17 protein-coding genes are annotated in these 21422 nt (G+C 71.7%); 9 read left to right on the top strand and 8 right to left on the bottom strand.

Annotated features, from left to right (window positions below; translation table 11 throughout):
• Positions 1–32: 32 nt before the first annotated feature.
• Entirely contained in the window at positions 33–911 is an 879-nt protein-coding gene (locus ACGFMK_RS05675) for a diiron oxygenase (RefSeq protein ID WP_392758746.1), read from the top strand.
• Positions 912–1133: 222 nt separating this feature from the next.
• On the opposite strand, the gene ACGFMK_RS05670 is transcribed toward ACGFMK_RS05675, so the two are convergent.
• Positions 1134–2249, bottom strand: a complete 1116-nt coding sequence (locus ACGFMK_RS05670) for a homoserine O-acetyltransferase (RefSeq protein ID WP_392758745.1) — start codon at positions 2247–2249, stop codon at positions 1134–1136.
• A complete protein-coding gene (locus ACGFMK_RS05665) occupies positions 2246–3556 on the bottom strand; it encodes a bifunctional o-acetylhomoserine/o-acetylserine sulfhydrylase (protein WP_392758743.1) in 1311 nt (436 codons plus the stop codon). Before ACGFMK_RS05665 ends, ACGFMK_RS05670 begins: the two co-directional genes overlap by 4 nt.
• 193 nt (positions 3557–3749) lie before the next feature.
• On the opposite strand from ACGFMK_RS05665, the gene rdmE reads away from it, so the two are divergent.
• Positions 3750–5270 carry an aklavinone 12-hydroxylase RdmE gene (gene rdmE, locus ACGFMK_RS05660; protein ID WP_392758741.1) on the top strand — a complete coding sequence of 507 codons (1521 nt, stop codon included), beginning with the start codon at positions 3750–3752 and terminating at the stop codon, positions 5268–5270.
• Here the strand turns inward: rdmE and ACGFMK_RS05655 are convergent.
• Positions 5267–5887, bottom strand: a complete 621-nt coding sequence (locus ACGFMK_RS05655) for a class I SAM-dependent methyltransferase (RefSeq protein WP_392758739.1) — start codon at positions 5885–5887, stop codon at positions 5267–5269. The two genes, rdmE and ACGFMK_RS05655, sit on opposite strands and share 4 nt — an antisense overlap.
• 50 nt (positions 5888–5937) lie before the next feature.
• On the opposite strand from ACGFMK_RS05655, the gene ACGFMK_RS05650 reads away from it, so the two are divergent.
• Together ACGFMK_RS05650 and ACGFMK_RS05645 are read left to right on the top strand one after the other, a co-directional pair.
• Positions 5938–7500: a PucR family transcriptional regulator gene (locus ACGFMK_RS05650; protein WP_392758737.1), complete on the top strand. Its 1563-nt coding sequence runs from the start codon at positions 5938–5940 to the stop codon at positions 7498–7500.
• A gap of 148 nt (positions 7501–7648) precedes the next feature.
• Positions 7649–8548: a zinc metalloprotease gene (locus tag ACGFMK_RS05645; RefSeq protein WP_392758736.1), complete on the top strand. Its 900-nt coding sequence runs from the start codon at positions 7649–7651 to the stop codon at positions 8546–8548.
• 64 nt (positions 8549–8612) lie between these two features.
• On the opposite strand, the gene ACGFMK_RS05640 is transcribed toward ACGFMK_RS05645, so the two are convergent.
• Positions 8613–9548: a zinc-binding dehydrogenase gene (locus ACGFMK_RS05640; protein ID WP_392758734.1), complete on the bottom strand. Its 936-nt coding sequence runs from the start codon at positions 9546–9548 to the stop codon at positions 8613–8615.
• Positions 9549–9720: 172 nt separating this feature from the next.
• Between ACGFMK_RS05640 and ald the strand changes: the two genes are divergently transcribed.
• Positions 9721–10836, top strand: coding sequence for an alanine dehydrogenase (ald, locus tag ACGFMK_RS05635; protein ID WP_392758732.1), 1116 nt, complete (start codon positions 9721–9723; stop codon positions 10834–10836).
• Between the two features lie 3 nt (positions 10837–10839).
• Here the strand turns inward: ald and ACGFMK_RS05630 are convergent, their stop codons facing one another.
• The 3 genes from ACGFMK_RS05630 to ACGFMK_RS05620 are packed head-to-tail and all read right to left on the bottom strand — an operon-like array spanning position 10840 to position 14011.
• Positions 10840–11958 carry an acyltransferase family protein gene (locus ACGFMK_RS05630; RefSeq protein WP_392758730.1) on the bottom strand — a complete coding sequence of 373 codons (1119 nt, stop codon included), beginning with the start codon at positions 11956–11958 and terminating at the stop codon, positions 10840–10842.
• A gap of 45 nt (positions 11959–12003) precedes the next feature.
• Entirely contained in the window at positions 12004–13353 is a 1350-nt protein-coding gene (locus tag ACGFMK_RS05625) for an ATP-binding protein (protein ID WP_392758729.1), read from the bottom strand.
• Complete coding sequence (locus tag ACGFMK_RS05620) at positions 13346–14011, bottom strand: response regulator transcription factor (protein WP_392758728.1); 666 nt, start codon at positions 14009–14011, stop codon at positions 13346–13348. Before ACGFMK_RS05620 ends, ACGFMK_RS05625 begins: the two co-directional genes overlap by 8 nt.
• Positions 14012–14360: 349 nt before the next feature.
• On the opposite strand from ACGFMK_RS05620, the gene ACGFMK_RS05615 reads away from it, so the two are divergent.
• The 4 genes from ACGFMK_RS05615 (at position 14361) to ACGFMK_RS05600 (ending at position 20981) form a co-directional block, all read left to right on the top strand.
• Complete coding sequence (locus ACGFMK_RS05615) at positions 14361–15467, top strand: ABC transporter ATP-binding protein (protein ID WP_392758726.1); 1107 nt, start codon at positions 14361–14363, stop codon at positions 15465–15467.
• A complete protein-coding gene (locus ACGFMK_RS05610) occupies positions 15467–16351 on the top strand; it encodes an ABC transporter permease (RefSeq protein WP_392758724.1) in 885 nt (294 codons plus the stop codon). The genes ACGFMK_RS05615 and ACGFMK_RS05610 overlap by 1 nt, the downstream gene beginning before the upstream one ends.
• 97 nt (positions 16352–16448) lie before the next feature.
• Positions 16449–20210 carry an ABC transporter ATP-binding protein gene (locus ACGFMK_RS05605; protein ID WP_392758723.1) on the top strand — a complete coding sequence of 1254 codons (3762 nt, stop codon included), beginning with the start codon at positions 16449–16451 and terminating at the stop codon, positions 20208–20210.
• A 165-nt stretch (positions 20211–20375) separates the two neighbouring features.
• A complete protein-coding gene (locus ACGFMK_RS05600) occupies positions 20376–20981 on the top strand; it encodes a DUF4291 domain-containing protein (RefSeq protein WP_392758721.1) in 606 nt (201 codons plus the stop codon).
• Here the strand turns inward: ACGFMK_RS05600 and ACGFMK_RS05595 are convergent.
• The gene (locus tag ACGFMK_RS05595; protein WP_392758719.1) at positions 20978–21250 is read right to left on the bottom strand and encodes a hypothetical protein; all 273 of its coding nucleotides are present in this window, start codon (positions 21248–21250) and stop codon (positions 20978–20980) included. The two genes, ACGFMK_RS05600 and ACGFMK_RS05595, sit on opposite strands and share 4 nt — an antisense overlap.
• Positions 21251–21422: the final 172 nt, after the last annotated feature.

The following is a 21422-nucleotide window of genomic DNA, read 5'->3' as shown; positions in this document are numbered from 1 at the left end:
TTCTAGTGTTGCATGACACAGGGAGGCACGGAATGGCCGATCGCGAAGCCACGGCGGAACGGTTGCTCAGGTCGAGCGCCCGGCTCTCCTACGACCCCGGCGTCGACGTCCACTGGGCCGCGCCGCTGAACGAGGACCAGTTCTTCATCCCCGAACGGCTGGTTTCGCTGTACGGCACGCCGTTGTGGGACACGCTGACGCGCGAGCAGCGGATCGAGCTGTCGCGCCAAGAGCTGGTCAACACCGTCAGCGTCGGCATCTGGTTCGAGATCATCCTGATGCAGATGCTGCTGCGCGCGTCCTACCGGCAGGACCCGACGACGCGGCACGTGCACTACGCGCTGACCGAGATCGCCGACGAATGCCGGCACTCCACGATGTTCGCGACGCTGATCGAGCGCGTCGGCGGCCGGCCGTACCGCAACAACCGCTGGCTGCAGCTCTCGGCGCAGGCGCTGCCGTCGATCCTGCACGGGCCCGCGATGTGGGTGGCGACGCTGATCGGCGAAGAGATCTTCGACGCGCTGCAGCGCGAGCACCTCGACGACGAGTCGGTGCAGCCGGTGGTGCGCGCGGTGATGCGGATCCACGTCACCGAGGAGGCCCGGCACGTCCGGTACGCGCGGGACGACCTGGTCCGCGAACTGGCGCACGCGCCGTGGTGGCGCAAGGAGTTCGCACGAGTCGTGGTCGCCGCGGGGGCGCTGCTGATGTCGCAACTGCTCTCCCGGCCGCGGCAGTACCAGCGCGCCGGGATCGACCCGGCGGCGGCGGTCGCGGCCGCGCGCTCGAGTGCGCACCGGCGGGAGACGCTTGCCTTCGGCGCCCGCAAGCTCGTGCGGTTCCTGCGGGAGAACGACCTGATCGGCGGGCCGAGCGCGGTGCTCTGGCGCCGCGCCGGAATGCTCTGAAACGAGGGGAAGTCATGGCTATCAGGGATCTGCTCGCGAACGGCACCGGCCGGCTGGCCGACCGGATCAGCACCGCCGGCGACGAGGCCGGCGAGCGCGCCGACGACGTCGCCTGGCGGGTGGCCAAGCTGTCCGACAAGGCGGCGGAACGCTTGGGCGACGTCGCGGCGGGCGCGTCCCGCCGGGTGGCAGAACGCCTGGTACGACTGGGAGAACGGGTCGCTAGCCCAGCAGCGCCTTCACGAGGGCCGCGATCTGGCCGGTCTCGATGAGGAACGAGTCGTGGCCGTACGGCGACGACACCACCGCGGGCTCCAGACCGCCGGAGATCCCGGCGGCGATCTCCGCCGACTGGTAGAGCGGGTAGAGCCGGTCGCTGTCGACGCCGCCGATCACCGCGCGAGCCGTCACCCGGCCCAGTGCCGCCGCGACACCGCCGCGGTCGCGGCCGACGTCGTGGGTGTTCATCGACTCCGTCAGCACCAGGTAGCTGTTCGCGTCGAACCGGCCGGCCAGCTTCTCCGCGTGGTGGTCCAAATAGGACTCGACGGCGAACCGCCCACCCCGCAACGGATCCTCGGCACCCTGGTACGTCCGGCCGAACCGCTCGGCCAGCTCCGGCTCGCTGCGGTAGGTCACGTGCGCGATCCGCCGCGCGATGCCGAGACCGCGGGACGGCCCGGCCGGCGCCGAGTAGTAGTCACCACCGTGGAAGTCCGGGTCGCTGCGGATCGCGTGCAGCTGCGGGGACGCCCAGGCGATCTGCTCGGCGGACGCGCGTGCCGTCGACGCCAGCACCAGCACCGTCGCCACTCGTGAAGGCAGCGAAACCGCCCACTCCAGCGCACGCATCCCGCCCATCGACCCGCCGACCACGGCCGCCCAGCGGGCGATCCCGAGCGCGTCCGCCAGCACGGCCTCGGTCGTGACCTGGTCCCGGACCGTCACGACCGGGAAGCGGCTGCCCCAAGGCGTCCCCTCGGGATCGGGTGACGACGGCCCGGTCGATCCCTGGCAGCCGCCGAGGACGTTCGGGACCACGACGAAGAACTCCGTGGTGTCCAAGGCTTTCCCGGGCCCGATCAGCCCGTCCCACCAGCCCGCGCTGGGGTGCCCGGGCTCGGCCGGGCCGGCGGCGTGGCTGTCGCCGGTCAGCGCGTGCTCGACGAGGATCGCGTTGGACGCGTCGGAGTTCAGCGTCCCCCACGTCTCGTACGCCAGGGTGTAGCCGGGCAGCACACCACCGGCCTCGAGCGCGAGCCCGGGGCCGGTGACGAACCGGCGGCGGCCTGGCGGATCACCGATCCGCCAGGCCCCGGTGACGGGCTCAGCCGTCACAGATCCGCCTTGGCCGCCCGGAATCCGGCTTCCAGGTCGGCCTTGAGGTCCTCGATGCCCTCCAGCCCGACGGCGAGCCGGACCAGGCCCGGCGTCACGCCGCTGGCCAGCTGCTCCTCCGGCGAAAGCTGACTGTGCGTGGTCGACGCCGGGTGCACGATCAGGCTGCGGACGTCGCCGATGTTGACCAGCTGGCTGTGCAGTTCGGTGCCGTCGACGAACTTCCGGCCCGCCTCGACCCCACCGCGCAGGTCGAACGAGAGCACCGCGCCCGCGCCGCGCGGCAGGTACTTCTGCGCCGCGGAGTAGAACGGGCTGGACGGCAGTCCGGCGTAGTAGACCTTCTCGACCTCGTCGCGCTGCTCGAGCCACTCGGCGAGCCCCTGCGCGTTCGAGACGTGCCGCTCGATGCGCAGCGACAGCGTCTCGATGCCCTGCAGGATCAGGAAACTGTTCAGCGGCGAGATCGCCGCGCCGGTGTCACGCAGGATCTGGACGCGCGCCTTCGCCGCGTACGCGCCCGGGCCGAGCGCCTCCCAGTACTTGAGGCCGTGGTAGCTCGGGTCCGGCTCGTTGAAGCCCGGGAACTTCGCCGGGTCCTTGCCGAAGTCGAACGTACCCGCGTCGACGAGCACGCCGGCCACCGTGGTGCCGTGGCCGCCGAGGTACTTCGTCGCCGAGTGGACGACGACGTCGGCGCCGTGCTCGATCGGCCGCAGCAGGAACGGCGTCGGCACGGTGTTGTCGACGACCAGCGGCACGCCGACCTCGTGCGCGACGTCGGCGACGCCCCGGATGTCGAGGACGTTGCTGCCCGGGTTGGCCAGCGTCTCGCCGAAGAACAGCTTGGTGTTCGGGCGGACGGCCGCGCGCCACTGCTCGAGGTCGTCCTGGTCCTCGACGAACGAGACCTCGATGCCCAGCTTCGGCAGCGTGTAGTGGAAGAGGTTGTACGTGCCGCCGTAGAGCGACGGGCTGGAGACGAAGTGGTCACCGGCGTTGGCCAGGTTGAGGATCGCCGCCGTGGTGGCGGCCGAGCCGGAGGCGAACGCCAGCGCCGCGACACCGCCTTCGAGCGACGCGAGCCGCTGCTCCAGGACGTCCTGGGTCGGGTTCATGATCCGCGTGTAGATGTTGCCCGGCTCGGCGAGGCTGAACAGGTCGGCGCCGTGCTGGCTGTCGCGGAAGACGTACGACGTCGTCTGGTAGATCGGCGTCGCCCGGGCGCCCGTCGCCGGATCCGGCGCGGCGCCCGCGTGGATCTGCCTGGTCTCGAAGGACCACGCCGAGGTGTCGTCCGCGCTCATCGGTTCTCCTTGCGGCTCAAGGTGTTCTGGAGGGCTGCTCGTCCGAAGCTACTTGGGCCGAACGGAGTACCCAACCGTTCCCACGTCCTGGGAGACACGGTACGCGGGGTTACCGCCAAGAACTGTCTTGCAAACTCAATCTCTCGGCAACTAAGATACTTTTTACAGGGGTACTTCTACTGAGGGAGACAACGTGGAACGGGTGCAGGTGCTGGTCGTGGGGGCCGGGCTGAGCGGGTTGTCGGCGTCGATGTTCCTGGCGCAGGACGGAGTGGACGTGCTGACCGTCGAGCGGCACGCGGGAACGTCGGTCCACTCGCGGGCCGCCGGGCAGAACTGGCGGACGATGGAGCTGTTCCACTGGGCGGGCATCGACGACGACGTGCTGAACGCGAGCCCGAGAGCGTCACAGGGCCTGCGGATCACGGTGGCGACCAGCCTGGCCGGGCAGGTTTTCCACCGGCTCGCCGAAGACGGCAGCGAGTTCGACGTCTCGGCCACGACCACGATGCCGCACGGCATGGCCGGCCAGGAGGTCGTCGAGCCGATCATGCTGGCCGCCGCGGAGAAGGCGGGCGCGCACGTCCGGTTCCGCACCGAACTGACCGAGCTGGCGCAGGACGACGACGGCGTCACCGCGACGCTGCGGCACCGCGACTCCGGCGAGGAGACGGTGGTGCGCGCGGACTACGTCGTCGCGGCCGACGGCGGGCGCAGCGGGATCCGGCGGCTGCTGGGCATCCCGGCCGAGGGCCTGGACGGGCTGAGCCACTGCCTCGGCGTGGTGTTCGACGCCGACCTCGGCGACCGCGTCAAAGCGGGCGTGACCGACCTGTTCTACCTGCGGCACCCGGAGTTCACGGCCGGGTTGTCGAACACCGACGTCGCCAGCCGGTACGTCTTCGCCCCGGACTACCACCCGGAACGCGGCGAAAGCCCGGACGACTTCGGCCACGACCGGCTGGTCGCGATGATCCGCACCGCCACCGACCTGCCCGACCTCGACCCGAAGATCGTTTGGACCGGCTCGTGGGAGATCGCCGCCCGGATCGCGGAGCGGTTCCGGTCCGGGCGCGTCTTCCTGGCCGGTGACGCGGCGAAGGTGACACCGCCGTCGGGCGGGCAGGGCGGCAACACGGCGATCGGCGACGGCGCGGACATCGCGTGGAAGCTCGCCGCGGTCCTTCGCGGCGACGCGGGCGAGGCACTGCTGGACACCTACGAGGCCGAACGCAAACCCATCGCCCGGATGATTGTCGACATGTCGCTGCACAACCTCAAGCAGCGCATGCACCCCGACCTGGACGTCTCCGGACTGACCGAGGCCGAGGACCCGCTGGCCGCCGTCCTCGGCTTCCGCTACCGCTCGACGGCGGTGCTCACCGAGGAGCCCGACGACGGTTCCCGGGTCGAGGACGTCCACGCGCCGACCGGGCGGCCCGGGTTCCGCGCGCCCGGCATGGCGTCCACAGTGGACTTACTGGGTCACTCGTGGGTGCTGCTGTGCGCCGGAGACAGTTCGGCCTGGACGTCCGCCGCCGACGTCGACTGTCACGCCATCGAGGGTGAAGAGTTCGCGGCGAAGTACGGGCTGGCCCCGGGAGGCGCGTCCCTGGTCCGCCCGGACGGCATCGTCGCGTGGCGCGCGAAGGAACCGCTGGCGGACCCGGCGGCCGAGCTGAAGCGGGTCCTGGATGCGGTTCTGTCGCGTTAACGCTGCCCCAGCACCCAGTGGAAGGTCGCCGGGCCTTCCGGCTCGTGCATCGTCACCGGCTCGTCGACGACCAGCGTGAAACCGGCGGCTTCGAGGAGCCGCCGGTTCTCCGCCACGTTGTGGGAGCTGAAGAACATCGGTGTGCCGAGCCAGTCCGCTTCGACGCCGTTCGCCTCGCTGCAGCCCAGCGCGGCCAGGAACCAGCCGCCGGGCCGGAGCCAGCCGGCGATGCGCCCGAAGAGGTCACCCTGGTGCTCGCGGGGCACGTGCAGCACCGAGTAGAACGCGGTGACGGCGTCGAAACTCTCGCCCGGGAACGACACCTCCGCCATGTCGGCCTTCTCGAACCGCGCACCGGGGACGTTCCGCCGCGCCAGGTCGAGTTGTGCCGCGGAGAGGTCGACGCCGAGGACGTCGTGGCGTTCGGCGAGCAGCGCCGTGCACGGGACGCCCGCGCCGCAGCCGAGGTCGAGCACCGCGGCGCCGTCGTCGAGCCGGTCGGTCAGCTCCCCCAGGAAGCGCCGCCGCGGGTCGTCGGCGATCCGCGCGCTCCACGCGAGGTAGCGCTCCGCCGAGCTGTCGTAGCCGGATTCGACGATCTCCCGGGGTTCGCGCACCCTTCCGACCCTAGCGAGCCGGGCGATCCGTTTTCGGCGAGAATGAGCCGGTGGTGTCGGTGCGCAGCGTGGTCGACCGGGTGGGGCCGACGCTGCTCCACGCGCTCCAGGTGCCCGAAGACTCGCCCGCCGTCGCCGACGTCGTCATCGCCGAGCCCGGCGGGGCCGTCACCCTGGCCGCGGGTGATCTGGTGCTCGGCGTCGCCACGACCGGGCCCGAAGACGCCGCCGAGCTGGTGAAACTGAGCGCCGGGCAGGGCGCCGCCGCGGTGCTGCTCAAGCCGCCCGTCGCGGGGAAGACGTCCGTGAAGCGGGCCGCGAAGGCCGCCGGGATCGCGCTGATCCAGGTGCACGCCGCGACGTCGTGGGCGCAGCTCGTGTGGCTGCTGCGGACCGTCCTCGACGCGCTCGCCGACGAGTCCGAGAACCTCGAGAACGACATCGGCTCCGGCGATCTCTTCCGGCTGGCCGACGCCGTCGCGTCCGTTGTGGACGCTCCGGTGACCATCGAGGACACCAACTCGCGCGTGCTCGCCTACTCCGCCCGCCAGGACCTCACCGACCCCGCGCGCGTCGCCACGATCATGGGCCGCCGCATCCCGGACGACGTCCTCGCGCGGTTCCGCTCGCGCGGTGTCTTCCGCGAACTGTCGCGCGGACGGCAGACGATCTTCGTGCCCGCCCAGCGCGACGGCACGCTGCCGCGGCTGATCGTGCCGATCCGGATGGGCGGCGAGCTGCTCGGCTCGATGTGGGCGGTGGTCGCCGGGCCGGTGTCCGACGAGCGCGCGGCCGCCTTCGCCGACGCCGCCCCGGTCGTCGCGCTGCACCTGCTGCGGCGGCGGGCCTACACCGACGCGCAGCGCCGCGCGTCCGCCGAACTGCTGCGGGGAGTGCTCGAAGGCCGGGCCAACCCGCGCAAGGCGATGGCGGAGCTGGACCTGTCCGACGAGCCGCACCGCGTGGTCGTCATCGAGGTCACCGGCGGCGACGGCCGGGACGCCGAAGGCCTGCGGCTCGCGTTGCTGGAACGGCTTTCCCAGGGCATCGGCCGCCGTCCGGTGGCGACCGAGCTGGGCGGGCTGCTGTACGCGGTGGTCCCGGACCGCGCCGGGTCCGGCGGCTGGGCCGAGCTGCGCGAGGCGCTCGTGACGCAGCCGGCGTCCAAGCGCGGTGGCGCCCCGCGGGCCGCCGCGGGCTCCCCCGGCGAGATCGGCGACCTCTCGCTGTCGCGCGCCCAGGCCGACGAAGCCCTCGGCCTGCTGCGCGCGGAAATCCTCGACGAGCGCGTGATCACCTTCGACGAGGCCTGGACGTCGCTGGCCCTGCACCGCGGGGCGACGGCGGCGGCCGCGGCGAAGGTCGCGGAACTCGGCCCGCTCGGCGCGCTGCGCGCCCACGACGAGACGAGCAAGGCCGGCTACGCCGACACGCTGTACGAGTGGCTGCGGCACCCCGGCGACCCGCGGGCGGCGGCCCGGGAGCTGCGGATCCACCCCAACACCCTGCGCTACCGGATGCGGAAGCTGCTGGAGCTCGTCCCGCTGGACCTCGACGACCCCGACGTCCGGCTCGCCCTGATCACCCAGCTGGTGGCGTTGCGCTGGAGCTGAGCCGTTCTGGCTTATGCACTGGTCCGCATGGATCGCGCCGAACGTACGGAATGTCCTTTCCCGCCGAAAGAAGGTGGATTCCGGGGGATTCGCGGCGCATTTTCGCTGCACCACCCGGGGTGGCCGGGTCGTCGCAGAGGAGTCGTCCATGAGTTTTCGCAGGGCCCTGAAGCTGGGCGCGGTGTCCGCGCTCTCCCTGGTTTCCCTGGCCGTCCCGAGCGCCACGGCCGGCAGCACCGTCGCGGCGCCGAGCGGCGACTGCTTCACGCCGACGCAGTCCGCGGACCGCAGCAAGGATGGCCACGCCGACAGCCTGTCGCCGGCCGAAGCCGCCCGCGTCGAGGCCGACATGCAGAGCAAGCTGGCCGGCCGGCGCGCCGCGCTGGCGCCCGCGGCGGTGTCGATCCCGGTGTACTTCCACGTGATCACGAGCGGTTCGACCGGCAACCTGCCGGCCGCCACGATCACCAAGCAGATCTCGGTGCTGAACGGCGCGTACTCGAGCAAGGGCTTCACGTTCAGCCTGGTGAGCACGGACTACACGAACAACTCCACCTGGTACAACGGCATCACCGACGGCACGTCCGCCGAGCGCAACATGAAGAACGCGCTGCGCAAGGGCGGCAAGAACGCGCTGAACATCTACACCGCCAACCTCGGCGACGACCTGCTCGGCTGGGCGACGTTCCCGTGGAACTACAACTCGCAGCCGAAGCTGGACGGCGTCGTCATCCTCGACGAGTCCCTCCCGGGCCGCTCGGCGACCAACTACAACGAGGGCGACACGGCCACCCACGAGGTCGGCCACTGGATGGGGCTGTACCACACGTTCCAGGGCGGCTGCTCCGGTTCGGGCGACTACGTCTCGGACACCCCGGCCGAAGCGACGGCGACGTCCGGCTGCCCGGCGAGCAAGAACACCTGCTCGGCCGCGGGCAACGACCCGATCCACAACTTCATGGACTACAGCTACGACAGCTGCATGTACGAGTTCACCGCGGGCCAGGGCACCCGGATGACCAGCTCCTGGTCGGCCTACCGCGCCTGACCCGCAAAGCCGTGAATGGCACATTGAGGGACTCTGAGTCCCTCAATGTGCCATTCACGGCTTTTCACGGGACCAGGAGGGTTTTGCCCACCGTGGTGCGGGATTCCATCGCCGTGTGGGCGTCGGACGCTTGGGCCAGCGGGAAGCGTTGGCCGATCAGCGGGACCAGGCGGCCTTCCGCCGCCTCCGTCAACGCCGACTTCGTGAACGTGCGCATGTCCTCGGGTCCGCCGAGCGAACGGACCAGCGTGACGCCCCGCGCCGCGGCGTCCTCTTCGGACACTTCCGACCACGACCCACCCGCCAGGCCGTAGCTCGCCATCCGGCCGCCGCGGCGCAGCAGGCCGAACGCCGCCGTGCCGATTTCGCCGCCCACGCCGTCGAAGACCACGTCGACTTCGCCCGCTGAAGACGTCCAGTCCGGCGCCAGGTAGTCGACGACCACGTCGGCGCCGAGCACCTGGGAAACCTTCGCCGGACCGCCCGCGGCGCCCACCACCACCGCGCCCGCCGCCTTCGTCAGCTGGACCAGCAGGCCGCCGACCCCGCCCGCCGCCGCTTCGACCAGCACTCGATCGCCCGGACGGACACTGGTCGCATGGACCAACGCGGTCGCGGTGCGCCCGTCGGCGAGCAGCGCGACCGCCGCGTCGAGCGCCAAGCCGTCCGGCACCGGGAACACCGCCGACGCGGCCACCGCGACGCGCTGGGCGTACCCGCCGGATCCCCCGGTCGAGGTCACCACCCGCTGCCCGGCGAGGTCCGGGTCCACCCCCGCGCCGACCGCGCTGATCACGCCGCCGACGCCGTTGCCGGGCACGATCGGCAGCTCGGGACGGAACGGCCCGGGGCCGCCCGACCGCATCTGCGTCTCGACGAACGTGGTGTTCACGAACGCCACCTCGACCACGACCTGGCCGTGCCCCGGGACCGGGTCCGGGGCCTCCCCCGGGACGAGCACTTCCGGACCGCCGAACTCCTTCATCCACACCACGCGCATGCGGCACAGGCTGCAACTTCGAGTCCGGTCGAGGTCAACGGCCTGTCGGCGGAGCACCATGAAAGCGTCGAAGAACTGTCCGCTCAGCACGATGACACCGCCGTCCGGGTGGTTCACCGTGAGGGGAACCACCGCACCGAATCCGGACGCAGACCGACCCAGGAGGCCGACCGTGCGTATCGCCGTTCCCCGTGAGATCAAGAAGCACGAGTACCGGGTCGCGCTGACCCCGGCGGGCGTGCACGAGCTGGTCGGCCGCGGGCACGACGTGTTCGTCGAGACCGGTGCCGGTGTCGGTTCCTCGATCACCGACGAGGAGTACGTCGCCGCCGGCGCGAAGATCCTCGCCACCGCGGACGAGACCTGGGCCCAGGGCGAGCTCGTGCTCAAGGTCAAGGAGCCGATCGCCGAGGAGTACGGACGTCTCCGGCGCGACCAGGTGCTGTTCACCTACCTGCACATCGCCGCCGACCGGCCGCTGACCGACGCGCTGCTGGCCGCGGGCACCACCGCGATCGCCTACGAGACCGTCCAGACCGCCACCGGCGCGCTGCCGCTGCTCGCCCCGATGTCCGAGGTCGCGGGCCGGCTGGCCCCGCAGGTCGGCGCGTTCTCCCTGATGAAGCCGAGCGGCGGCCGCGGTGTGCTGCCCGGCGGCATCCCCGGCGTGCACCCGGCGCGCGTCGTCGTCATCGGCGGCGGTGTCGCCGGCCTGAACGCCGCCCGCGTCGCCCTCGGCCTGGGCTCGGACGTCGAGATCCTGGACACCAACGTCGACCGCCTCCGCCAGATCGACAACGACTTCGGCGGCCGCATCCGCACGGTGACGTCGAACCGGCTGTCGGTCGAAGAGGCCGTGCTGCAGGCCGACATGGTCGTCGGCGCGGTGCTGGTGCCGGGCGCGAAGGCGCCGAAGCTGGTCTCGAACGAGCTCGTCTCGCGGATGAAGGCGGGCAGCGTGCTCGTCGACATCGCGATCGACCAGGGCGGCTGCTTCGCCGACTCCCGGCCGACCACCCACGACGACCCGACGTACACCGTGCACGAGTCGGTCTTCTACTGCGTCGCGAACATGCCGGGCGCGGTGCCCCGCACGTCGACCTACGGCCTCACGAACGTCACGCTGCCCTACGCGGTCCAGCTGGCCGAGCACGGCTGGAAGACGGCGCTGCAGGCGGACGCGGCACTGGCGAAGGGCCTCAACACCCACGCCGGCGCCCTGACCAACGCCCCGGTCGCGCTGGCCCACGACCTGCCGCACACCCCGCTGGCCACCGTCCTCGCCTGACCATCACCCCACCCGAGCGGGCTCCTGTCGTTCTACGGCAGGGGCCCGCTCTCCTTTGGCCAGCAGCTGCCGCCCGTACACGATGGCCGGCAGCTCGACCCAGCGGCGCAGCCCGCACGCGAAGAGCAGCGCGACGGCCGACGTCGCGGCGGCCTTGGCGAGCCCGGTCGGCAGCAGGAGGCCGGTGACACCCGCGGCGCCGGTCTGCGCGAGGTACAGCGCGTACGACCGGTCCCCGACGAACGTGACCGGACGGCTCGCCAGCAGCCGCCGGACCGGACTCCGCGCGATCACCGCGACGAGCAGGAGCGCCGACCCGGCGGCGTAGATCGGGACGACGTACTGCCAGTGCCCGCCGAGCAGCTGCCCCAGCGGCTTGACCGAGAGCTGCAGCACGACGAACCCGGCGGCCACCAGCACCGCCGCGGCCGGGCTGGTCAGCGGCCGGAAGACGGCGAACCCGCGCGGGTGGTGCAGCGCCAGCCCCAGCAGGCAGCCGATGACGAGCGAGCCGTAGTGCACGCTCAGGCTCGCCCACTGCGCCGACGGCGCCAGCGGCAGGACCGTGAGGACGGCGACCACCACGCCCGCACCGAACATCAGGCGCAGCGCGGTTTTCCCGCTGCGCGCGAACGACGTCAGCACGAGCAGCGCGGGCCAGACGAGGTAGAACTTCTCCTCCACGCCCAGCGACCACGACGTCGGGTACGGCGTGTTGTAGTCGACGACCTCGTTGAAGAAGGTCAGGTAGAACGGCATCGCGTCGGCGAGCCGGCTGGCGTGGTAGGTCCCGGCGAGCGTCACGGCCAGCGCCGTCAACCCGAGCAGCAGGAAGTACACCGGCATGATCCGGAAGACCCGGCGGACGTAGAAGTCGCGCAGGGAGATCCGGCCCGTGCGGTCTTCCTCGCGCAGGGCCAGCGTCGTGATGAGGAAACCGGACAGCACGAAGAACAGCTGCACGGCGATCCAGCCCTGCAGCCGGTCGACGACCGGGCCGCCGTAGTGGAAGAACACGACGGCGAGGGCGGCGAGCGCACGCAGGCCGGTCAGGCCCGGGAACCACGACGACGCCCGGTATTCGGCGTGGCCGATCGGCCGCCACCAGGAGGAAGCGATCATGGTCGCAGCGTCGGGCGCGGACGCTGAACCGGAGCTGAAGCGACCTTAAGACGTCTTCAGCTCCGGGATCCGGACAACGAACCGGCTCCCGTGCTCGACCTCGGCCGTGCCGCCGTGGGCGCGGGCGATGTCGGCAACGATGGCCAGCCCCAGTCCCGCGCCGCCGTCGTCGCGGGCGCGGCCGTCGTCCAGCCGGACGAAGCGGTCGAAGACGCGCTCGCGGTCCGCCTCGGCGATGCCGGGCCCGTCGTCGCCGACCGCGAGCACGGCCTGTCCGTCCACAACGGACACTTCGACCGTGACGCGGGAGGCCGCGTGCCGGACGGCGTTGTCGACGAGGTTGCGGACCAGCCGCTCCAGCCGTGACCGGTGGCCGCGCACGACGGGCGCCCCGCTGATCTCGACGTGGACGTCGCGGCCGTCCACCCCGGCCTCGACCACGTCGGCCAGTGCCACGGGTTCGAGGCGGTCCGGCCCGGCGTCCAGCTTGCCGAGCAGCACGAGGTCGGCGACGAGGTCCTGCAGCCGGGTGACGTCGAGCAGCGCGTTCTCGCAGGCGGCCCGCCAGTCGAGCCGGTCCGGGTGCGCGAGCAGCACCTCCAGTTGCGTCCGCATCGAGGCGAGCGGGGTGCGCAGCTCGTGCGACGCGTCGGAGGTGAACCGGCTCTGGCGCGTGACAGCGTTGTCGAGCCGGGCGAGCATCGAGTTCATCGTCTCGGCGAGGCGCGCGATCTCGTCGGCGCTGCCCGGCGCAGGGACGCGGCGGCCGAGGTCGTGCGCGCCGATCTCGGCGACCTCGGCGCGGATCGCCTCGACCGGCCGCAGCGACCGGCTGACGGCGAACCACGCGATCACGCCGATGAGCACCGCGACGGCGGGGACGCCGGCGGTGAGCGTGGTGCGGGCCGAGTCGACCGCCGCCTGCCCCTCGGGGTCGATCCGGACCCCGGCGTAGACGTCGTACTTGCTGTCGCCGCTGACCTCGTGGATGACGTGCACGGTCAGGTCGTCGTCGAGCCCGCCCAGTTCGGGCGCGCAGCCGACGGACGCCTGGTCGGCCCGGTCGATCTCGCCGGGCCCCACGGTGACGTCGGCGTCGTACGCGGCCAACGTCGCGCCGCGCAGTACCGGGCAGGACGCCAGCCGGTTCCCCGACCGGTCGGTGACCTCGTAGATCGAATCCCGGACGAGCCGCAGGTCATCGGGCTTGGCGCCCGTGTTGAGCAGCTGGACGACCGCTTCCGCGTGGGCCACGGCGAGCTGCTGGGCGGCGTTTTCGAGGCGGCTCTGGGACTGCACCACGAACCAAACGGACACCGCCCCGAGCGCGACGGCGGAGGTCGCGAAGGCCGTTAACGCGACGCGGAAGCGGGTCGAGCGGAAGAACCTACGCACCGGGCGTCACCACGAGGTAGCCCGCCCCGCGGACGGTCCGGATGGTTTTGCTCCCGAGCTTCCGGCGCAGCGCGCTGACGTGCACCTCGACGAGGTTGGCGGTGGCCGCGGAGGCGAAGTCCCACAAGTTGTCGAGCAGCTCGGCCTTGGTGACGACCTGCCCGGGTCGCTGCGCGAGGTAGGCGAGCAGTGCGAACTCCTTGCCGGTGAGCGTGATGCCGGCGTCCCCACGCCGGCAGGTGTGGCTCGCCAGGTCCAGTTCGAGATCACCCAGCCTGAGGACGCCCGGCCGGGTGGCGCCGCCGCGGCGGATGAGAGCGCGCAGCCGGGAGAGCAGGACACCGTAGGAGAAGGGCTTGGGCAGGAAGTCGTCGGCACCGGTGTCGAGGGCCTCGATCTCGTCGTCCTCGCCGTCCTTGGCGGTGAGCATGAGGATGGGCGTGCTGTCACCCTGGTCCCGCAGCCGGCGGCAAACGCGGTAGCCGTTGAGGCCGGGCAGCATGATGTCGAGAACGATGGCCGAGTAGGGGTGTTCGCCGGCGAACCACAGAGCGTCCCGCCCGTTGTGCGCGACGTCGACGGCATACCCCTCGGCACTGAGCCCGGCCCGCAGGGCCTCGGCCAACCGCCGCTCGTCCTCGACGAGCAAGATCCGCATCGAGCCAAGATGCCACAGGGATCGCGGGGACGCGCTGGGAGCGTGAACGTAAGCGGCGGCCCGCTCAACCAACCTGGGGGTCATTGGGAGCGGGCCGCCGAGACCTAGCTTAGAGGGCTCCGAGCGACTTTGCTGCACCGGGTCGGCAAGTCTGGCAAATTCTTTATCAACTCGCCCCGGCCCCCACCACAAACCCTCTGGTCAGACGCCTGCCTCCACTACGGGCAGTCGCCGGAACCGGTTGCGGAACGTGACGAAAGTCGCTCCCGGCCGGTTCACCCGTTCCGTGCGCGCGGGGCGCCCGGGTAGGGCAGGATGCGGCCCATCAGCGGGAACGTAAGGGGACGGTATGCACGACGGCAGTGGCCGGATTGTGGTGCAGAACCTGAGCAAGCAGTTCGGCACGGTGAACGCCGTGCAGAACCTGAGTTTCACGGTCGAAGCCGGTTCTGTGACGGGCTTCCTCGGCCCGAACGGTGCCGGGAAGACGACGACGCTCCGCATGTTGCTCGGGCTGGTGACGCCGACCTCGGGGTCGGCGACGATCAACGGGAGGCCGCACTCGCAGCTGGGCAACCCGGCGCGGGTGGTGGGCTCGGTGCTCGAGAACGAGGGCTTCCACCCGGGCCGGACGGCGCGCAACCACCTGCGCGTCTACGCGGCGGCGATCGGCGTGCCCGACGCCCGCGCGGACGAGGTGCTGGGCCTGGTCGGGCTGGGCAGTGCCGCCGACCGGAAGGCGGGCGGGTTCTCCCTCGGCATGCGGCAGCGGCTGGCGCTCGCGACGGCGTTGCTGGGCGACCCGCAGGTGCTGGTGCTCGACGAGCCGACGAACGGCCTCGACCCGGAGGGCATCCTCTGGCTGCGCAACTTCCTGCGGGCCTACGCCCGGGAGCAGCGCCGCACGGTGCTGGTGTCGAGCCACCTGCTCAACGAGGTCGAGCAGCTGATCGACCAGGTGGTCATCATCAGCCAGGGCGTGACGCGCTACAACGGGTCGCTGGACCAGCTGCGCAAGGGCCAGCAGTCCCGGGTGCTCGTGCAGCCGGCGGACCCGGCGGGACTGGTGAAGGCGTTGCAGGAGAACGGCATCCAGCAGGTGTCGCCGACGCCGGACGGCCGGGTCGCCGTCGCGGGCTCGTCGGTGCAGCAGATCGGTGACCTGGCCGCGAAGGCCGGGATCGCGGTGTACGGGATGCAGGAGGAGCACGCCGACCTGGAGCGGATGTTCTTCCAGCTGACGCAGGGTCAGTTCGCCGGTGCGCCGGGCATGCCGCCGCAGGGCCCGCCGCCGGGGTATCCCCCGCAGCCGCCGTACCAGCAGGGCCCGCCGCCGCCCGGCTACCCGCCTTCCGGGCCGCCACAGCAGCAGTACCAGCAGGGCCCGCCGTCCGGGCCGCAACAGCAGCAGTACCAACAAGGTCCGCCGCAGGGCTGGGGAGGTCCGCAGCAGTGATGGGGAACCTGGTCAAGGCGGAGTTCCGCAAGACGCTCTCGCTGAACACGTGGTGGGTGCTGCTCATCCCGCTGGCGCTGGTGGCGTTCTGGCTGACGTTCGCGTGGGGCAAGATCACCAACGACTTCGCGGACTTCCTGGGCTCGGACCGTGACGCCAGGCAGGTCACCACGTTGATCGGCCTGGACCCGAACCAGGTGCCGGTGGGGCTGCTCGCGCTGGCGCACGGCGTGAACATCGCGCAGCTCGTCCCCGGGCTGTTCGGCATCTTCGCGCTGGCCGGCGAGTACCGCAGCAAGACGATCACGACGACGTTCCTGACCGCACCGAACCGGCTCTCGGCGCTGACCGCGAAGATGCTCACCTACGTCGGGTGGGGCGCGATCTACGGCCTGGTCAGCTTCGGTGTCTCGGCGGTCGCCGTCATGTCGTCGGTGGACTCGGGCCGCTGGCCGTCGGCGGGCCAGTGGCTGGCCGCGCTCGGCGGGACGGTGCTGGCCGCGGTACTGGTGACGTTGTTCGGCATCGGGTTCGGCGCGGTGCTGCGCAACGTGCCGCTCGCGGTGGTGCTGTTCCTGGTGTGGTTCCTGATCGTGGAGAACGTCGTGGTGATCCTGTTCTGGGGCCAGACGACACTCCTGGGCGGGATCCTGCCGAACGGCACCGCGAACGGCATCGTCGGCGGCATCGCCGCGGACGCGTTCGGGTTCAACTCGCTCAACCTGCCCGCCGACGTCAACACGGGGGCGCAGTTGCTGCTGCAGTACACCGCGGCGGCGCCCGGCGTGCTCTCGTGGTGGGCGTCGGCGCTGATCTTCTTCGCGTGGACGATGCTCTTCTTCGGCTTCGGCTGGCTGGGCAACCAGAAGCGCGACATCACCTGATCGAGCGATCCCGAGAGGGCCCCTTCCCGACGTCGGGAAGGGGCCCTCTCGGCGCTGGAGGAAATATTCTGTCGGTGGCGGCGCTTAGTGTTGCTACGTGACCATCGCTCCGCCTCGTCCCCGTCAAGAGCTCCCACCAGCCGAGACCGTCGGCTGGGTCCGCAGGCTGTCCGCCGCGGCGTGGGAGCACCGCGCGACCGTCGTGTTGTCGCTGGTCGCCGCCGTGTTCAGCGTCGGCGTGCAGGCCGCCAGCCCGCTGCTGGTGCGCGCGGCGGTGGACGACGCGGTGGCCGGGCAGACCGGGGCGTTGCCCGGGATCGCGGTCTTCCTGGTGGCGTTGCAGCTGGTCGCGTTCGCCACGGCGTTCCTGCGCCGGTACTTCGGCGGCAAGCTCGCCCTCGATGTCCAGCACGACCTGCGGCAGCGGGTGTTCAACGCGGTGTCCCGGCTCGACGGCGGCAAGCAGGACGCCCTGCGAACCGGCCAGGTCGTCTCACGCGCGATCTCGGACCTGCAGCTGGTCGTCGGAATCCTGATGCAGATCCCGTTGTCGTTCGGCTCGGTGATCTTCGCGGTGCTGTCGTTCGGCGCGATGCTCTGGATGTCGCCGGTGCTGACGCTGATCGCGCTGGTCGTCACGCCCGCGGTCGGCATCGTCGTGACCCGCAGCCGGAAGCGGCTGTTCCCGGCCACGTGGTCGGCGCAGCAACGCGCGGCGGACGTCGCGCAGCAGGTCGAGGAGACCGTCACCGGCGTGCGCGTCGTGAAGGGGTTCGGCCAGGAGTCGCGTGAGGTCGGCCGCCTGGAGCGGACGGCGCGCAAGCTGTTCGGCGAACGCCTTCGCGCGGCGAAGCTGGCCGCGGTACCGACGGCGACCACGGCGGCGCTGCCCGCCGCGGGTCAGGTCGCGGTGCTCGGCATCGGCGGCGTGCTCGCCCTGAACGGCTCCATCACGCTCGGCACCTTCCTCGCCTTCGCGACCTACCTCGCCACGCTGATCGGCCCGGCCCGGATGCTGTCCGGGCTGGTCGTGCAGGCCCAGCTGACCCGCGCCGGCGCGGAGCGCGTCTACGAGCTGATCGACGCGCAGTCGGAGGTCGTCGACGCACCGGACGCGCGGCCGCTGCCGAGCGGACCGCTCGGCGTCGAGCTGAGCGACGTCCGGTTCGGCTACACCCGCAGCGAGCCGGTGCTCGACGGGCTGTCGGTGGAGGCCCGGCCAGGCGAGACGCTCGCGCTGGTCGGCACCGCCGGGTCCGGGAAGTCGACGATCTCGCTGCTGCTGCCCCGCTTCTACGACGTGCACGCGGGCGCGGTGCGCGTCGGCGGCCTCGACGTCCGGGTCGTGCCGCTGCGGCAGCTGCGCCAGGCGATCGGCGTCGTCTTCGAGGAGGCGTTCCTCTTCTCCACCTCGATCCGCGACAACATCGCCTACGGCAGGCCGGACGCGAGTGACGACGAGATCTTCGCGGCGGCGCGCGCGGCGGAGGCCGACGAGTTCATCCGCGACCTGCCGGACGGTTACGACACCCTGGTCGGCGAGCGCGGGCTGACCCTCTCGGGCGGCCAGCGGCAGCGGCTCGGGCTGGCCCGGGCGCTGATCACCGACCCGCGGATCCTGGTCCTCGACGACGCGACGTCGGCGATCGACACCGTCACCGAGGCGGCGATCTACGACACCCTGCGCTCGGTCACGGCCGGCCGCACGACCCTGCTGATCGCGCACCGGCGCTCCACGCTCGCGCTGGCCGACCGGATCGCGGTGCTCGACGACGGCAAGGTGATCGACGTCGGCACCGAGGCCGAGCTGACGGCCCGCTGCCCGCTGTTCCGCGAGCTGATCGCGGGCCCGGGTGACGACGTCGAAGAGAAGGTCCGCTGCGAGGGCCTCGACCGCAACCCGGCGGGGGTCACCCCGGCGCTCTGGCCGCGTGACGAGAGCAAGGACGACGTCGACGCGCTGGCCGAGGCCGCGCAGCAGCGCAGCGCCAACCCGAACAGCAGCGGGTTCGTCGGCGGGGGCGGGGGCGGCGGCGGTGCCGGTCTCGACGTGCCGCCGACACCGGAGCTGATCGAGGGCGTGCGGAAGCTGCCGCCCGCCACGGACGAGCCCCGGCTGTCCGATGTGGACGTCACCGCGCCGGACCCGCGGTTCCGGCTGGCCGGGCTGCTGCGGCCGGTCCGCTGGCCGCTGGCCGTGGTGATCGGCCTGGTCGCGGCGGACGCGCTGGCCTCGATCGCGCTGCCCGCGCTCTACCAGTTCGGCGTCGACCACGGCGTCCGCACGGGCGTGGAGTGGATGATCTGGCTCGCCGCCGGCATCGGCGCCGCGGTGATCGCGGCCGACTGGGTGGTGGTGTTCGCGCAGACCCGGCTGACGTCGAGGGTCGGCGAGACCGTGCTGTACGCGCTGCGCGTCCGCAGTTACGCGCACCTGCAGCGGCTCGGGCTCGACTACTACGAGCGGGAGCTGTCCGGGAAGATCATGACCCGGATGACGACGGACGTCGACGCGCTGTCGACGTTCCTGCAGACCGGGCTGGCCACCGCGGTCGTCAGCGCGCTGACGCTGGCCGGGATCACGGTGGCGCTGCTGGTCACCGACGCCGGGCTGGCGCTGTACGCGCTGGCGATGGTGCCGGTGCTGGCCGTCGCGACGGTGATCTTCCGGCGGGCGGCGTCGAAGGCCTACAACGAGGCCCGCGAACGCGTCAGCCTGGTCAACGCGGACATGCAGGAGAACATGAGCGGCCTGCGCGTCGCCCAGGCCTACACCCGCGAAGACCGCTCCGCCGCGGCGTTCGCTTCGCGCAGCGACGACTACCGCCGCTCGCGGCTGCGGGCGCAGCGGTACGTGGCGACGTACTTCCCGCTCGTCGCGCTGATGTCCGACCTGGCGACGACGACGGTGCTGGTCGCGGGCGCGAACCGGGTGTCGGCGGGCACGCTGTCCGCCGGTGTGCTGCTCGGGTTCCTGCTGTACCTGCAGCAGTTCTTCTCGCCGATCCAGCAGCTGTCGTCGGTGTTCGACGGGTACCAGCAGGCCCGCGTCGGCCTGAACCGGATCGGCGACCTGCTGCGCACGCCGACGTCCGTCCCGGCGGCCGACCACCCGCTGGCGATCCCGGAGCGGCTGCGCGGCGAGGTGAGCTTCAAGGAGGTCGACTTCGCCTACGCCGGCGCGGAGGCGAAGGCGCTGGCGCAGTTCACGCTGGACGTCACGGCCGGGGAGACGATCGCGCTGGTCGGCGCGACCGGCGCGGGCAAGTCGACGGCGGTGAAGCTGGTCGCGCGTTTCTACGACGCCACGGGCGGCACGGTCCGGATCGACGGCACCGACGTCCGCGAGTACGAGCTCGCCGGGCTGCGCCAGCGGATGGGCGTCGTGCCGCAGGAGGCGCACCTGTTCTCGGGCACGGTGGCGGACAACGTCCGGTACGGCCGCCCGGCGGCGACCGACGCCGAGGTCGAGGAGGCGGTCCGCGCGGTGGGCGCGTTCGACGGCGTCGCGGCCCTGTCGGCCGGGTTCCTGCAGCCGGTGGGCGAACGCGGGCGGTCGCTGTCGGCGGGCCAGCGCCAGCTGGTGGCGCTGGCCCGGGCGGAGCTGGTGGACCCGGACGTCCTGCTGCTCGACGAGGCGACGGCGGCGCTCGACCCGTCGACGGAGGCCGCGGTCCTGCGCGCGACGGAACACCTGGCCCGCCGCCGCACGACGTTCGTGGTCGCCCACCGCCTGGCCACGGCGGCCCGCGCCGACCGCATCGTGGTCCTCGACCACGGCCGCATCGTCGAAACCGGAACCCACACCGAGCTCCTGGCGGCCGGCGGCCACTACGCCCGCCTCTGGTCCCTCGGCTGACCCGTACCGCAACGGTCGCCTCACGTACCCGGAGAGTCGGCTCCGGCCCCGATCACGTGAGTTGCGGCTCGAATCACCCGACTTACGTCGGGAATCACGCGAGGTGCGGGTTCGCCCGCCGGGAAAGGACTCGCCGGGGCCGCCGGGGCGCGGGAGCATGGCGGGATGTTCGAACAACAGCGGGCGCCCGACCGGCAGATCCGCGCCGCGCAGACCGAGACCACCGTCCGGGTCTACCAGGCCTATTCACCCGAGATCGCCGAGCCGGCGCTGGCGAAGCAGACCTTCGTCGCGCCGTTCAAGCGGGAGCGGATGACGTGGATCAAGCCGTCGTTCCGGTGGATGGCCTACCGGTGCGGTTACGGGACCAAGCCCGGCCAGGAGGTCGTCCTGGCGATCGACATCACCCGCGACGGCTTCGAGTGGGCCCTGGCGCACGCCGCGCTGAGCCATCCCCGCCGTGACCAGGACAAGAAGGCCTGGGAACAGCAGGTCAAGACCAGTCCGGTGCGGATCCAGTGGGACCCCGAACGTGACCTCGACCACCAGGCGCTGAACTTCCGCGCGATCCAGGTCGGGCTGAGCGGCGAAGCCGTCGACCGCTACGTCGACGAGTGGATCACGGCCATCACCGACGTCACGCCGGTGATGCGGCAGATCCACGGGCACCTGCGGGACCACGAGCTGCACAAGGCCGTGAAACTCGTCCCGCACGAGCCGCCGTACGAGCTCCCCGAAGACCTCGCGCGGGCCATCGACGCCGACGGTTAGGGGAGCGCCCGCCACCGCAGCGCGCCCAGTCCCGCCGCCTCGACGTCCGGGCGCCCCGCCCAGCGGAACGTCCCCGGCCGGACGTGCACGCCGGCGCCGACCAGCCAGTCCGGCTCGTCGGGCTCGACGTGCTCCTGCTCCTCGAAATCGGCGAGCGTCGGCCAGACGGCCTCGCACGAATCGCACCGCAGCACGATCGCGCCGGACTCGGTCACCAGCGGCCTGACCAGGCCCTGGTCCCAGAACGAGGGACATTCCACCAGCCACATCCACCCAGGAGAACCGACCCGGGTGAACGGCCGTGGAGCGCCCGGCGACAAACCGGACAACCCCGCGAAAACCCTGTACCGGGTCCAGGACTTAAGGTTCCCTTAGCACATCTTGATCGTGTCAGTGACCGATGCCCTAGTGCGCCACGCCTCACACAGGCCGGTTCCATCA

This window comes from Amycolatopsis sp. NPDC049252 (genome assembly GCF_043197175.1).
Lineage (GTDB): Bacteria > Actinomycetota > Actinomycetes > Mycobacteriales > Pseudonocardiaceae > Amycolatopsis.
This window is presented reverse-complemented; position numbering and strand designations above follow the sequence as displayed.